We start from the raw sequence: 14,596 nt of genomic DNA, 5'->3' as shown, positions 1-14,596 counted from the left end.
ATCATAGAGAAGGCGGCATATAACATGAAACAGAAGTTTGCAGTACAGCTGTACACTTTACGTAACGAATGTGAGAAAGATTTCCCAGGGGTGCTTCGACAATTAAGGCAGATGGGCTGGGCTGGGGTCGAACTGGCGGGTCTGTACAGTTACTCGGCAGAAGAGATTTCCGAAGTACTGCAAGAAACAGGCTTGCAAACGGCTGGTATGCATGTTTCTTTTCAGCGTTTAAGCAGTGAGCTGGAGAGTGTGCTTAAGGAAGCACAACTTTTCAAGACGACTACCTTAATCTGTCCATCCGTCCCCCATGAGCTTCGGAATGAGGAAGGCTATCGACAATTCCGCAACCAATTAAATGACATTGCGAGAGAAATACGGCAGGATGGCTATACACTCAGCTTTCACAATCATGCTTTCGAGTTCGAAACAAACGTAGATGGTAGGAATGCGCTGGAGTATCTGCTCGAGCCTTCTGCGGATAATGCGATATTGGCTGAAATTGACGTCTATTGGGTGAAAAAAGCGGGGAAAAACCCGGCAGCTTTCATCTGCCCTTATAGCTACCGGATGCCCACGATGCATGTAAAGGATATGACCAACGATGAGCATCGAACGTATGCTGAAATTGGCACGGGCGTCATTGACTTCGATCCGATACTGATATGGGGAGAGCAGAATGGCGTGGCGTGGTACATAGTGGAGCAAGATGTGTGTCAAGGTAATCCCATGGATTGTGTGAATACAAGCTTAAAGAATTTACACCGAATTGCTGAAAGACTAGTGGAAATCGTATAGTTGTATAAAGTAGAGCTGCCGATTGGCAGCTCTTTTTCTTTGAAAGTTTTTGCCGACGAATCAACGTAAGACTTCCAAACCTGAACTTTCGTTTACTGCTCGTAATAGCCAATAAAACTGGAGATTTCTCCTGCAGCTGGCCACGTTCGCAGCTCGCTGTATAGAGAATGAAAACTAAGACGGTATATGGAGAAGACCATAACATTCTTGGATATCGGGTGGAAGCTGCAATCAGATGGAATACGATTACCCCTAAGGCGGGTCATGTTATGGGATTCGATGTCCAGGTTAATGATGATCCTGGCATTGGAACAAGAAAAAGTGTGGCCATATGGAACAACTTGACTGACATGGGTTGGGTGGACACTTCGGGCTTTGGAGTTATCCGATTAGTAAATGGAGAAGTCTCTGGGGGGACGGCGGCCGCTGTTCTGACGGAGGATTAATCTGAGCGGTTCAGCTCGACAATGTTGTTTAAATATGTTGTCTGTCTAAAGAAAAGCAATCCGAGCGCTTGCAGCTTGGGTTGCTTTTTTTGGTTTAAACAGGAAATGAAGCCTTTCATGCTCAGGGATCGGCCAATTTCATAAAGAAGATGTCGAGCCACCCGCATAAAATTCACCGCGGATTCGGATATGCTCGAAGGGCAGGTGAGGGTTGGCTATGCGCCAAAGCATCCGGTCCGCAGCGCGGTAACCGGTATCTTTAATCGGTAAAAGGGGCCTTGTCATCGAGGGGAGTTGATCGGATTGTTCATTCAGGATGCCGATTAACGAGCAATCCTGTGGAACGCGAACACCGGCCTCTTGCAAAGCATAATAGACTGGGGCGACTTGCTCATCGATGGAGCAGAGGATAGCGGTTGGTTTCCAAATCGTATACTTGGCGATGAAATGTTGAACCCATGATGATCTGTTCACCTCATAGGGATTCAAGACATGCTGACTCGGGTCCACCTGATCGTTGACCTCTAGCATAGCCTCCTGAAAAGCTTGCCAACGCAAGCGGAAGCCTCGCTGCGTCACCGTATCACCTACATACATAATGCGGCTGTGACCCATACGCTTGAAGTATCTTACAGATTGATATACGGCTTCATAGACATCCCAGATGACGGAGTCTACTCTGGATTCCGGCGGCGGGAAATTTAATAGAATACGCGGAACAGGTACTTGCAGCAGGAGCTCTTCGATCCCATCATGACTTAAACGGGGGGCCAGGAAAACGCCTTCGGCAAAAAGAATTCCGGAATTCTCCAGCCATTGCGGATAGGATTGAGGGGTCAGATTCGACGGGATTAGCATCGGCTCCACCCAGTGTCCGAACTCGGAGAAGCGGTCATGCAGTCCGGCCAGCAACAGGCGATTGAAGTTGAGCGATTGTTCATTTTGCAGAAGGACAAATCGTCGTTTCACCAGCGGGTAGGCGGCAATTCTGTCATAAACCAAAGTACGCTGCTGATCATGGGTTAAATATCCTAGCTGTTGTGCAGTTTTTACAATCTCGCTTCTGGTTTCCTCAGACATCCCGGATTTCCCCTTTAATGCTTTGGAAACAGTCTGTATAGTCAGGCCGAGCTGATCGGCGATATGCTGCAGAGTCACTTTCTTTTTTCTTCGCATAACAGCTTCCTTCCTGGAATGGGACATCCATGCCCTATCTTGCCATTTGGTGGGTCGTACCCGCTTCCCGTCAGCTTCAGTTTATACAAAACATCAAAAATCGGCAATAATGAAACCATTACCTGCTACCGGTAACCTGAAAGGAGCCATTTAATATTTAAACTTTTTTTAAACTAAAACAAAACTAAATTCGCTATTATAATAATCCCTATGGACGATACGACATCCAAGGGGAGCGAAGTAACGATGAAGATTATGGAAGCGGATATTGTAGTATGTGGAGGCGGCCCGGCAGGTGTGAATGCAGCTATTGCAGCAGGGAGAAGCGGAGCTAGGACTATTCTGATCGAACGGTACGGATTTATCGGAGGTATGTCCACGGCTGCTTTGGTGTATCCGTGGATGACTTTTCATACTTCGGACGGCAAGCAGGTGATTAAAGGAATCGCACAGGAAATCATCGACCGGTTAATGGAGATGAACGGGTCGCCGGGACATGTCCGGGATACGGTAGGTTTCGTGAACACGATCACCCCTTATCATCCGGAGCTGTATAAAGTCCTCGCCCACGATATGCTTAAGGAGGCCGGAGTGAAGCTGCTTCTGCACAGCTTTATGGATGAAGTAAGGACTACAAACTCAACCATTAATTCCATTCAGCTGACGACCAAATCAGGTAAAATTGAGGTTAAGGGTAAGGTGTTTGTAGATACGACAGGAGATGCAGATCTGGCTTATTACGCGGGAGCTCCGTGTCTGCAAGGACGAGATGGCGACAGCCTCACTCAGCCAATGACGATGAAATTCAGGATGAGAGGCGTCGATCTTGAGCGGGTAAAGCGGTACATAATCGAAAATCCGGATGAGTTTTATCGGAAAACACCATTCGATGAACTTGAGCAGCTTCCGTTATCGGGGGTTCTGGGCTTCTATAGGCACTGGAAGGAAGCGGCGCTGCCGATTAACCGCGATCAAATTTTATTCTTTACCGGGCCAGCAGAGGATGAAGTACTGGTTAATACGACGAGAGTGCAGGGGCTTGACGGCACCGATGTGGAAAATCTAACAGAAGCAGAGGAATTGGGAAGAAAGCAAGTGCTGATGGTAGCGAACTTTATGACGGCAAACTTGCCGGGCTTTGAGAAAGCTTCCATCTCGGATGTAGGAGCTCAAATCGGCATACGGGAAACCAGAAGGATCGATGGACTATACGCCTTACAGTCCGAAGATGTCGTGAATGGTCGCAGATTCGCCGATGTGATTGCCCGGAGCGGTTATCCCATTGATATCCATGACCCATCCGGAAAAGGAGTGACGGCCGCTTGGGTGAAAGGCGACGGAGCCTATGACATTCCTTATCGCTGCTTGCTGCCGAAGCACATCAATAATTTGCTGGTCGGGGGGCGATGCATCTCAACGACGCATGAAGCGCTGGCGACAACAAGGCTAACACCAAGTTGTATGGCTACTGGTCAAGCGGCAGGAACTGCGGCGGGGATTGCTTTTAAGTCTGGCGTTGCCCCGGCAGACATTGATATTGCGGTGCTGCAGCAAGAGCTTGTGACGGGCGGAGCTATCCTGCAGTAAGTAGTTAGGGTGAGTTCCTTCACATGATCAACGCCACAACCGACTTATTGGGATTGTGGCGTTACTCATAATAGAGGGCGTACAAGGAGACTACGGCAAGAGGTGAATGTCAAGCATGCCGACGAAGCTATTTATATCGCTCAGAAACAAGTTCATCATTTTGTTTGCCTTATTAATTACAATCCCCTTCATTATCAGCGGATTGATCACCTACTATCAATATAGCTCCAACGTTGAGGAGGATTCCCGCAGATACACGCGCCAAATTATTGAGCAGGTCAACATTAACCTCGATCAATATATGAGAGACATGGATCGTATCACGATGGCGCCTTATTATAATCAGAACGTGATGAGTATTCTCAGGAAACACCCTTGGCAAAGCGCGCCAAGCTTTGTAACCTCGGATGAATACAGCAAGATGAATTTAATGATTTCTTCACTCACCTTTGATCGAAGCGAGATTAGGGGTGTTTTGATTTTTGCGCGGGACAGGAATTTGTTCAGCAACTTGGAGACGACCGTCGATAGATATTGGAATGCATTACACAGCCCATGGATGGCTCAGGTTGAGCAAGGGAACGGGTCGATTGTTGTCGTGCCCCCTCATGACGCCAATTATTATTTGGATGGCCATGAGCAGGTCATTTCGATTGCGCGTGTCATCAGGGAAATTTCTACCAACGACTATCTAGGTATTGTAAAGGTCGATTTGACTGAGCAGGGCTTTAAGAGCTTGCTGGATTCCACGAATAATAACAGTAAAAGTCAGATCTACATTTCGGATCGTAAGGGGGAGGTCATTTACCCGATTGATCAGGGAGATCCTAACCATTCATTGAGTACTCAAGTAATCAACAATGAAGCTGAGCAAATTTCTGTTACGGTTTATTCTGAGTTTACAGGTATGCAGGTGACGGGCTTGATTCCCAAAAGCGAAGTAACAGCCGGAGCTCGGGAGCTTGTAAGATCCACGGTCATCGTTTCTGTCATTTCGATGCTGGTTGCCTATCTGCTGGCTATTGTAGCTTCAAGTCGTTTAGTGAAGCCTATTCGTCATCTGCAAAAGAAAATGAAAAAGGTACAAAAGGGTGATTTTGGGGAAAGAGCGGAGATTACCTCTCATGACGAGATCGGTCATTTAACCGGAGGCTTTAATATAATGGTAGCGGAAATCGAGCGTTTGATCAAAGAGGTATATGAAAGTAAGCTTCGTGAGAAGGAGGCCGAGCTATCCGCGCTCGAAAGTCAAATTAATCCCCATTTCATCTACAATACGTTGGAATCCATTAATATGATGGCATTGGAGTCGAACCAGCACCAGCTATCGAGTGTTGTCGTAAGTTTAGGCAGACTGTTGCGGTTTACGGTAAACAAGGAGGAGCGCTTCGTATTCCTGAAGGATGAGCTGATGTTCGTAGAATCCTATATTCAGATTCTCTCTTATCGGTTAGGTGGGCAGCTTCAGATGGAGCTTGACGTCGACCTGGGACACGAGGACTATCTCGTTCCCAAGCTAATTTTACAGCCTTTGATCGAAAATGTGATTGAGCATGCATTGGATGAAGACTCTGTCACCGTTCGGATCACAACAGCGATAGAGGAGGATCAGTTTCTTATCATCGTCTCCGATGACGGCAAGGGAATGAACGAGGAAAGAATGGAGCAGGTAGAAGCCCACATGTATAAGGAAAGTAAAGAACACGGTGCAAGGGATGGCTTCGGATTTAAGAAAAAGGGCTTTGCGCTGCGCAATGTGCATTGGAGGATTCGACTGCTGTTTGGCCCCGAATATGGCTTGTTTCTGGACAGGACTCATGAGAAGGGCACTCATTTTGTTGTGAAAATTCCGTTACAGTGGAAAGGGGAATGAAAGGTGCTTCGTATATTATTAGTTGAGGATGAAATCAATCTGCGCAATGGCTTTCGTCATTTGCTTGAGCATATTATCGGCGGCGTGCAGGTGGCTGGAGAATTGTCCAATGGCTTGGAAGCGATGGAGTGGTTGATGGTTAACACGGCGGATGCCGTCCTAACAGATATCCGTATGAAGGAAATGAATGGGATAGAGATGCTGAGAAGGCTAAGAGGCCAATACCCTGAGCTTCCGGTAGTTATTGTAAGCGGATACAACGACTTTGAGTATGCTAGGGATGCGCTGAGGTATCATGCCGCGGATTATTTATTAAAGCCTGTAGATAAAGCCGAGCTAGCGCTTGTGATCGACCGATTGAAGAAAGGTTTTTCGAAGAGCAGCTTTCAGCAGCACGAAGCGGAGGCTCCAGTTAAGGAGGGCTTGGAGGAGCGGCAAATCATCAGAAAAGTGAAGGAGCTTATCGACCTTCATCTGGATCAGAGCATATCGCTTCAATATTTGGCTGATCAGGTCCATCTGAATCATCGTTATTTGTCCGCTTTGTTTAAGAGCGAAACCGGGCAGAATCTATCGGAATATGTGACACAGTGCCGAATGAAGAAGGCGAAGCAGCTGCTGAAGACGACGCATATGAAGGTGCAGGACATCGGACGAATGTCCGGGTATCCAAATGGAAAATATTTCATGTCCCTGTTCAAGCAAATCGTAGGCTTGACACCCTCGGAATTTCGCGAGCAAGCGTAGTCCCCATTTATTTTTCAAACCAACTTCAATACAATTCAAACCTTTTCTGAACTTTAGGCCATAAAACAGCTGGTTCGTTTTCTTTATAATAAGGTTTGTAAACGTTTTATTAAAGCGGTTACATACTTAAACATAAAGGGGAACTCGAATATGAACAAAAAGTGGAGTTTACTAACGGGCACGCTGCTAGTCACGACATCGATATTAACGGCTTGCGGTGCCAAAACGGATACGCCGGCAGCTGCGGGGATATCATCAAGTAATGCGCCAAGTCCATCCGCTGATGTGAAGCAGCAGAAGCCTGTCACGCTCAAATTTAGCATATGGGGCAATGATACGCACAAGAAAATGTATGAGGATATGATTGCCAAGTATAAGGAGAAGAATCCGAATATCAGCGTGGAAATTACGATTATCCCCTTTGCAGATTACCAACAAAAGCTTTCGATCATGCAAGCGTCGAATTCGGCTCCGGATGTAGCTTGGCTCGCGGAGCGTATGATTCCGCAGTTCATACAAGGCGGTCAGCTTCTTGACGTAACTTCATTGAAAACGGATGCAGCTTACAAATTTGACGACGTGTTTCCGACCACGCTTGATTTATTAACCAAGGATGGAAAAATCTACGGAATTCCGTTCTCTACACCAACATCCATGATTTATTATAATGCAACCATGTTTAAAGCTAAGGGACTTGCAACGCCGACCGAGCTGTACAAGCAAGGAAAATGGACCTATGAGGAGTTCCTCAAAGCAGCCAAGGTATTAGCCGACCCTGCAAAAGGTGTATATGGTACGAACTTTGTCCGTAATGGCTGGACGAACTGGCCGGATGCGCTGCAAACGGTATTTAATTCCTATGGTGCCGAGCTGCTGAGTAAAGACGGTACGAAAGTTACCTTGAACTCCAAAGAAGGCGAGCAGGCGCTTCAGCTGTATTCGGATATGATCTTTAAGGATAAGGTGCATCCGAAGCCGGGGGATCAAACCACATTTGACACGGGGAAAATTGCGATGCAGAAGGAATTATTCAGCTATATGGGCAAAGCAAAGGCGATTAAGGATTTTGAGTGGGATATAGCTCCATTGCCGCAAGGTCCCAAGGGGGCTGGCACGACAATGGGATATGCCGGAGTTGTGGTCATGAAGGATAGCAAAAATCCGAAGGAAGCAACCGACTTCTTACAATATATTACGAACGCAGAGAACATGAACATGACTAGCCAATATTTTGTTCCAAGCCGCAAGTCGATCCTGGAATCGGACTCGTTCCTGAAGCAAGGACCATCGCCTGAGAGCGTGAAGCTTGCTGTCATCGATCAAATGGCAGGTGCAACCACATTGCCAGCTCACAAAAATTGGCAGCAGATCGATACGAAGATGCAAACCATTCTAGATTTGCTTTATGCGCAGTCGGCTACTCCAAAGGATGTATTGATCAAAGCTGAAAGCGAAGTAACTCCGCTGCTTAAATAAATGGAGCTAATGATTTAGCAACAAACAGAGAGATAGAGAGGAGAGAACCTACATGAATTCCGCAGGTGTGAACACCATGCAAGATCTGCCTACAGGGCATAATGTATCCGCTCGGAAACGTACCAAAAGCCGTCTTGCTTCCAGCGGGGCCTGGTATGCTTACTTATTTATTTCTCCCATGGTAATCGGGTATACCGTTTTCTTATTGATTCCCATCATTGCCGCTTTCGGGATGAGCTTTACAAATTATTCCCTCCTTCATGAATCAGGGTATGTGGGATTAGACAATTATCAAAAGGCTTTTTTGAATGATCCATTATTTTGGAAGACCGTTTGGAATACGTTGTATTTCTCGGCGGGTCTTATCCCGCTAAACCTGCTGCTTGCGTTGGGGCTTGCCTTGCTCTTGAATAGAAAATTACCAGGAATCGGTTTGTTTCGTACCGCAATCTTTACGCCGGTTGTCACTTCGATTGTGGTATGGGCAATTGTGTGGAAATATATTTTTGCGACCGATGCCGGGTTAATTAATCAGCTATTGCAGCTGTTTGGCGTTAAAGGTCCAGCCTGGCTGTACAATTTTGACTTGGCGATGCCGGTTGTCATCGTAGTTAGCGTATTGAAAAATGTAGGCTTGAATATGGTTATTTTCCTTGCTTCTCTGCAGGAGGTTCCCGCCATGTATTATGAGGCAGCCAAAATTGACGGTGCTTCGCGAACTAGAACCTTCATGAATATCACCTTCCCGATGATTTCACCAGCGTTCTTCCTGGCGCTTATACTAACGCTAATCGGATCATTGAAGGTGTTTTCACAGATTCAGGTCATGACAGACGGCGGTCCGGGAACCAGCACCTACGTCCTTGTGTACTACATCTATCAGCAGGCCTTCAAGCAATTTGAGTTCGGCTATGCTTCTTCGATCGCGTTTATCCTGTTTTTTCTGGTGCTGCTCTTAACGATATTGCAATGGAACATGAGAAAAAGGTGGGTGCATCATGAACAGTAACCGTCGAAGCGTTCTGCGTAATCTGCCCATCTATGCCGCTCTTTCCCTTATAGCGCTTATTATATTGTTTCCGTTTATGTGGATGCTCACGACTTCACTTAAGGATCCTACCAAAATATTTTTATTTCCGCCGCAGTGGATTCCTAATCCGGTTTCTTGGACTAATTTTACCCAGGTGTTCGTCAGTCAGCCTGACTTCCCGCTTTACTTCTTCAACAGCGCTTATATAGCGATTGTGGTAACGGTGGCTACTTGCTTGTTTGCGGCGCTATCAGGTTATGCGTTTGGCAAGATGAATTTTCGCTTCAAAAACGTGATTTTTCTGATTCTGCTCAGCGGTATGATGATTCCGACGGAAGTAACCGCGATTCCCATGTTCCTCTGGATGTCCAAGCTTCATCTGACAGATACGCATTTTCCGTTAATTGTTCCTTCTGTATTAGGAGCTGGAGGCATATTCGGCGTATTTTTGCTGCGACAATTTTTTATCATTGTACCGAACGAGCTTGAGGAAGCGGCCAAAATAGACGGCTGTACGCCATGGACTACCTTTTGGCGCGTTATGCTGCCACTGTCCACGCCTGCGTTGTCCACGCTTGCCATCTTTACTTTCCTTCACAGTTGGGATAACTATTTTGATCCGCTGATCTACATCAGCGACAACAAGCTCTTTACGCTGCCGGTTGGTCTTAAGCTCTTTACAGATACGGCCGGAACCGATTGGCATTTACTCATGGCCGCATCCGTTATGGCGACGCTGCCTTTATTGCTTGTTTTCTTTATCGCCCAGAAGCGCTTCATCGAGGGTGTAGCATTAACCGGCTTGAAATAATAAGGAGGAGATCCTATGTTGAGAAAAATCGCAGCTGCCTCGCTTTGTTTTTTTATGCTGCTAAGCGTTGTGCTCGTGATTAAACCTGAGCCTGCATCCGCATTGCCGGGCTTCCCTAAGTTTACTTATGCGGGCCAGGTTTTGGATCCGTTACAGTTAAAATATAATCCTACGGATGAGATTATTTTTCCTCAGGTCGTTAAGGCAACCGATCATATAGCGAATCCGCTGGGAACCTACTATTTATACTATGCCCCTCATGATGCGCCAGGGGGGGTTAATCTGGCTTACTCCAATTCCTTGGACGGTCCCTGGACGGAATACGGGGCTAACCCGTTAATCGCCAATGTGTGGTCTCCTCATTACAACGTGACCCATGTGTCCTCGCCTTATATGATATGGAATGATGAAGCGCAGAGATATTACATGTATTACCACGGGGAAAATACGACGACGAGGATTGCCTCAACCACAGACGGCATCAACTTTACTTATGAGGGAAGAGCGCTGGGTACGAGTGATTATATCGGATTGACGGAAACCTCTTATGCAAAGGTGTTCAAGTACACGATTCCCTCCAAAAATAACACATACATCATGTTGTTGATGGGGAATACCACAGCGAACAAAAGAAACATTTATCTGGCCTGGTCGAACGATGGCCTCAAATGGACAACTCAGAAGAATCCATTGATTACCTCGATTCCAACGGAAGGAACAAATTTGTCCGGCCCCACGTATTTTCCGTGGAATGGCAAGCATTATGTAGCTTACCATGCGTCTTCCGGCAATGTGCATATTACCGAGGTTGGCGCTAATTTTGACCTGGAGAACCACTTGGGCGTGTTGCATGACTCTGATTCCGTGATTGACCGGGGACGAACAGCCTCGCCTAACTTTGTATACGACGGCGATACCTTGTACATGTTCTATGAGCAAGGAGACCGGTTAGGCGGAATGCTCGCCTATGCAAAGGCAGACCTGAATGCGCCTTTAGAGGAGGTACCTCCGCTTCCGCCGGGCCCATTCAAACACATGAATGACGATATGAGTAACTATTCACTAGGCTGGTCAGGAATGGGCAATGGAGTCATTACGCAGCATAGCGGAAATGTAAGCATCGTAGATACGAGTTCCAGTTTTTCGACTTATTTGCTGAAATCCGCATTCACTCCTATTGTGGGGCCCTTTACTGTAGAGTATAGAGCCAAGGTAAATGCGACTAACACCCTGAATGAATTTACAATCAGAAGCGGAAATTATCAAATCGGGCTTTATTTAAAGCACGGCACACAAGGTACAGCACAAAATAAAGCAAGCAGCCCGACGAAGACAGCTACTTTGGATACAACCGTGTATCACGATTACAGAGTTGTTGTTCACGCTAACTATACGTATGACTTGTATATAGACGGTGAACTGGCTTGGGCTGGAGCACCCAGTTTAGGTACCGGCACCAATGTTATGAAAATTGGCGGAGATTCGGCTCCATTCGCTAATATTACCCTGGATCATGTAAAAATGGGTAGTGGCGAGATTATTCCGGGAAGAGCGGTTATTGAAGCCATCCCGCCGGTAAACGTGAATACGTTTGTCAACGTGGCTCCAACGCTGCCTTCAACCGTTTCCGTTACTTATGATGACGAGTCGATCGAAACGATGCCGGTAACGTGGGACAGCATAGCGCCTGTTCAGTATGGGGCGGAAGGTACCTTTATTGTACAAGGGACTGTAGCGGGGACAGCCGTACGAGCGAAGGCGCATATAACGGTAACAGCTATCCCCGCTGCTATTATCGGCTTCGAGCCTGCGCCCGTCACGACGACTGTAGGAGCAGCGCCCATATTGCCTGCTCAAGTGACAGCCGTATATGACGATCGGTCCAAACAAACACACGCTGTAATCTGGGACACTGTGGCACCCTCGCAATATGCGCAGGCAGGAAGCTTCGTTGTATATGGTGTCGTAGAGGGGACAGATGTGAGAGCGGAGGCCCATGTCACTGTTAATTCGACCCCTGCGGTGATTATTCGTATAAATCCGATTCAAGTGTTGACAACGAAAGGTGTGGCACCAGAGCTTCCAGCAGTGGTAACAGCTGTGTACGATGATCAATCCACTTCATCGCAGCCGGTTATCTGGGATCTCGTGGATGCTTCCCAGTATGCGCAAGCAGGCTCGTTTGTCGTAAATGGCGATGTTGCAGGCACAAGCATTCGCGCATCGGCGAATGTCACGGTGACGGAAATTCCGGCTGTCATCATAGAGATTGAGCCTGTGGTGGTAACTACGACAGCAGGGACAGCGCCGAAACTGCCGACGGTTGTCACGGCTGTATATGATAATCAACTAACGTCGCAGCTCCAGGTTGTCTGGGATAACATTGCACCCACATTGTATGCACAAGCAGGCGCCTTTGAGGTTCATGGATCGGTGTATGGAACTGCGCTGCAAGCGACAGCGAATATCACGGTGACAGCCAGTAAAAACAACGGGGGAAGCACGGATGAGAGCACGGGCGGTACATCCAGCGATTCGGGTAATGGCGGTACAATAGCTGTGCCCGTCAACAAAGAGCCTGTAGATCCAAATACATCTATCGTTACCGTTCAAGAACTGGAAATGATTAATGCCATTAAGGAAGCTAAGCATGGGTCAATCCAATTAAACGTCCAGGGCAAACCGGATGCTAAGCAAACAATCGTACAGATTCCTGCACAACTGTTGAATCTGGCGGTAGATAAGCAGATTAAGCAGATCGAATTGCAAACAGCAAGTCTCAACTTAACGTTATCGGTGCAGGCATTGAAGCGGCAAGCTGGCACAGCTAGCCCAGATATCCAGGTTGTCGTATCGAATGTTGATCACCAGACGCTATCGGAGCAGGTTAGAAAATCAATCGAGGGCGGCGGCGTTTACCGAATTGGCTTGCGGATCGGTGACAAGACGATCAGCAGTCTCGGGGCTGAAGCTGCTCAAGCAGCAGTCAGCTACAGACTGAAACCCGGCGAGTCGCCTGAGAAGGTGATTGTAAGCTTCGTGAATTCGCAAGGGAAGCTTGAGGTGCTGGTTAACGGCGCTTATGACCCAGTGACGGGAGAAGTGAGGTTCATGATCGCAGAGCTTGGCGATTATGCGGTAACCTACAAGGATGTCACGTTCCAAGATATCAAGGATACACCTTGGGCGCAAACAAGCATAGAAGCATTGGCCGCCAGAGAAGTTGTGCTTGGCGTAAGCGCGGACAGCTTTGCCCCGAACAAGCCGGTCACAAGAGCTGAATTCGTCACACTCTTGATGAGAAGCTTTAGCTTGACACATGAACAAGCATCATCATCCTCTTTCCGGGACATGGATCAACATGATTGGTATTATAGCTCCGTAGCCGCCGCAGAGCAGCTTGGCGTCATTAGCGGTAGGGAAGACGGAAGCTTCGGTGGAGGAGAGGTCATCTCCAGACAAGATATGGCCGTGCTGGTTAACCGAATTTTACAAGCAATAAACGTAAAGCTTCCTGCCAGTGCCAGCCGGGATGCCTTTAACGACACATCCGACATGGCGGATTATGCGCTTGAAGCTATAAGCGCTATGCAAGACGCAGGTATCCTGGAAGGAAGCAACGGCAGCTTTATGCCGAACGAAAGTACAACCAGAGCGCAAGCTGCTGTGATCATTTACCGATTATTGAATAAGCTAAACTAGCTTGGCAGGGACTGTCTTCAAGGGGGGATGTATCTTCCTTAAGGGCAGTCCCTTATATGCCGATGGAAAGTCAGGGCATTCAGAACGGGCTCAAGACTACCGCGGAGTCTAGCTAGGGAAACTCCTTTGAAACATAAATGTATTTCTCATACCGGGCTAACACATGACTCTTCTGTTCTGGGTAGTACTCATGCAAATAATCGATGAAGTAGCCTGGCTTTTCAGTGTTGCCTTTGAGGAGATCGTAATGCAAAGGAACGACGGTGTCCATATCCGCAGCAACTGCAAGCTCGACGGCTTCCCTATAGTTCATGTTTCCTATCAATCTTAAAGATCTGAAGGCGTCTCTCCCATTAATGGGCAACATGCCAATATCGATGGCTTCTTCCTTCAATGAAGCGACCAGCCCTGGATAGATGAGCGTGTCTCCGGCATGATACAGAGTGACGCCATTCAGCTTAAGGATATATCCGACATAGCGATGGCCAAGCTCGGCATCGTATTCAAATTCCTCGTGAGCTGCAGGAACAGCTTTAATCTGAATATCAGATCCCCTCCACCATTCCCCGGTACGGGCTAGCAGCAATTGTTCTTGAGAAATGCCCCGATTCAGCATTTCAGCGTGGCAATAACCCGGCGCCATAAAAAGGATACCCGCATTATTGCGCCCCATCACGGACACTGTAGCAAGATCCAAATGGTCGAGATGATCGTGAGTAATCAAACAATAGGTCGCATTCGTGATATGTTCCGGTTGGATTGGAGCCGCAAACATCCTGTTTGAGTTCTCGGATAAATAAGGATCTATATAGACTGTCGTGTCTCCACCCTTTACAACGACGCTCTCCTGTCCCAAAAACCAAATGGCAAGCATGCCGTACGGCACTCTCGTATTGTTTATTTCCTGGATGAAATCAGCTCCGAAGCGTTGTCGAGCCACTAGTATCTTCCCC

11 protein-coding genes are annotated in these 14,596 nt (G+C 47.3%); 9 read left to right on the top strand and 2 right to left on the bottom strand.

Annotation, left to right across the window (positions count from 1 at the left end; translation table 11 throughout):
- Positions 1-24: 24 nt before the first annotated feature.
- Complete coding sequence (locus WMW72_RS10450) at positions 25-795, top strand: sugar phosphate isomerase/epimerase family protein (RefSeq protein WP_341415389.1); 771 nt, start codon at positions 25-27, stop codon at positions 793-795.
- A 167-nt stretch (positions 796-962) separates the two neighbouring features.
- Positions 963-1,241, top strand: coding sequence for a sugar-binding protein (locus tag WMW72_RS35555; RefSeq protein ID WP_423227533.1), 279 nt, complete (start codon positions 963-965; stop codon positions 1,239-1,241).
- Positions 1,242-1,379: 138 nt separating this feature from the next.
- Here WMW72_RS35555 and WMW72_RS10445 read toward each other — a convergent pair whose 3' ends face one another.
- Positions 1,380-2,417 (bottom strand): LacI family DNA-binding transcriptional regulator, encoded by a 1,038-nt coding sequence (locus WMW72_RS10445; RefSeq protein ID WP_341415388.1) that lies wholly within the window; start codon positions 2,415-2,417, stop codon positions 1,380-1,382.
- A 246-nt stretch (positions 2,418-2,663) separates the two neighbouring features.
- Between WMW72_RS10445 and WMW72_RS10440 the strand changes: the two genes are divergently transcribed.
- From WMW72_RS10440 to WMW72_RS10410, 7 genes are all read left to right on the top strand, one after another.
- The gene (locus WMW72_RS10440) at positions 2,664-4,004 is read left to right on the top strand and encodes an FAD-dependent oxidoreductase (RefSeq protein ID WP_341415387.1); all 1,341 of its coding nucleotides are present in this window, start codon (positions 2,664-2,666) and stop codon (positions 4,002-4,004) included.
- Positions 4,005-4,119: 115 nt separating this feature from the next.
- Positions 4,120-5,877 carry a sensor histidine kinase gene (locus WMW72_RS10435; RefSeq protein ID WP_341415386.1) on the top strand — a complete coding sequence of 586 codons (1,758 nt, stop codon included), beginning with the start codon at positions 4,120-4,122 and terminating at the stop codon, positions 5,875-5,877.
- 3 nt (positions 5,878-5,880) lie between these two features.
- On the top strand, positions 5,881-6,624 hold the full coding sequence (locus WMW72_RS10430) for a response regulator transcription factor (protein WP_341415385.1): 744 nt from the start codon (positions 5,881-5,883) through the stop codon (positions 6,622-6,624).
- 150 nt (positions 6,625-6,774) lie between these two features.
- Positions 6,775-8,100, top strand: coding sequence for an ABC transporter substrate-binding protein (locus tag WMW72_RS10425; protein WP_341415384.1), 1,326 nt, complete (start codon positions 6,775-6,777; stop codon positions 8,098-8,100).
- A gap of 52 nt (positions 8,101-8,152) precedes the next feature.
- A complete protein-coding gene (locus WMW72_RS10420) occupies positions 8,153-9,109 on the top strand; it encodes a carbohydrate ABC transporter permease (RefSeq protein WP_341415383.1) in 957 nt (318 codons plus the stop codon).
- Positions 9,099-9,941 (top strand): carbohydrate ABC transporter permease, encoded by an 843-nt coding sequence (locus WMW72_RS10415; protein WP_341415382.1) that lies wholly within the window; start codon positions 9,099-9,101, stop codon positions 9,939-9,941. The genes WMW72_RS10420 and WMW72_RS10415 overlap by 11 nt, the downstream gene beginning before the upstream one ends.
- Positions 9,942-9,956: 15 nt before the next feature.
- On the top strand, positions 9,957-13,643 hold the full coding sequence (locus tag WMW72_RS10410) for an Ig-like domain-containing protein (protein ID WP_341415381.1): 3,687 nt from the start codon (positions 9,957-9,959) through the stop codon (positions 13,641-13,643).
- Between the two features lie 112 nt (positions 13,644-13,755).
- On the opposite strand, the gene WMW72_RS10405 is transcribed toward WMW72_RS10410, so the two are convergent.
- Positions 13,756-14,583: an MBL fold metallo-hydrolase gene (locus WMW72_RS10405; RefSeq protein ID WP_341415380.1), complete on the bottom strand. Its 828-nt coding sequence runs from the start codon at positions 14,581-14,583 to the stop codon at positions 13,756-13,758.
- Positions 14,584-14,596 lie beyond the last annotated feature (13 nt).

Source organism: Paenibacillus filicis (genome assembly GCF_038070315.1).
GTDB lineage: Bacteria > Bacillota > Bacilli > Paenibacillales > NBRC-103111 > Paenibacillus_G > Paenibacillus_G filicis.
The sequence above is the reverse complement of the archived record's forward strand: the minus strand, read 5'-3'. Positions and strand labels throughout refer to the sequence as shown.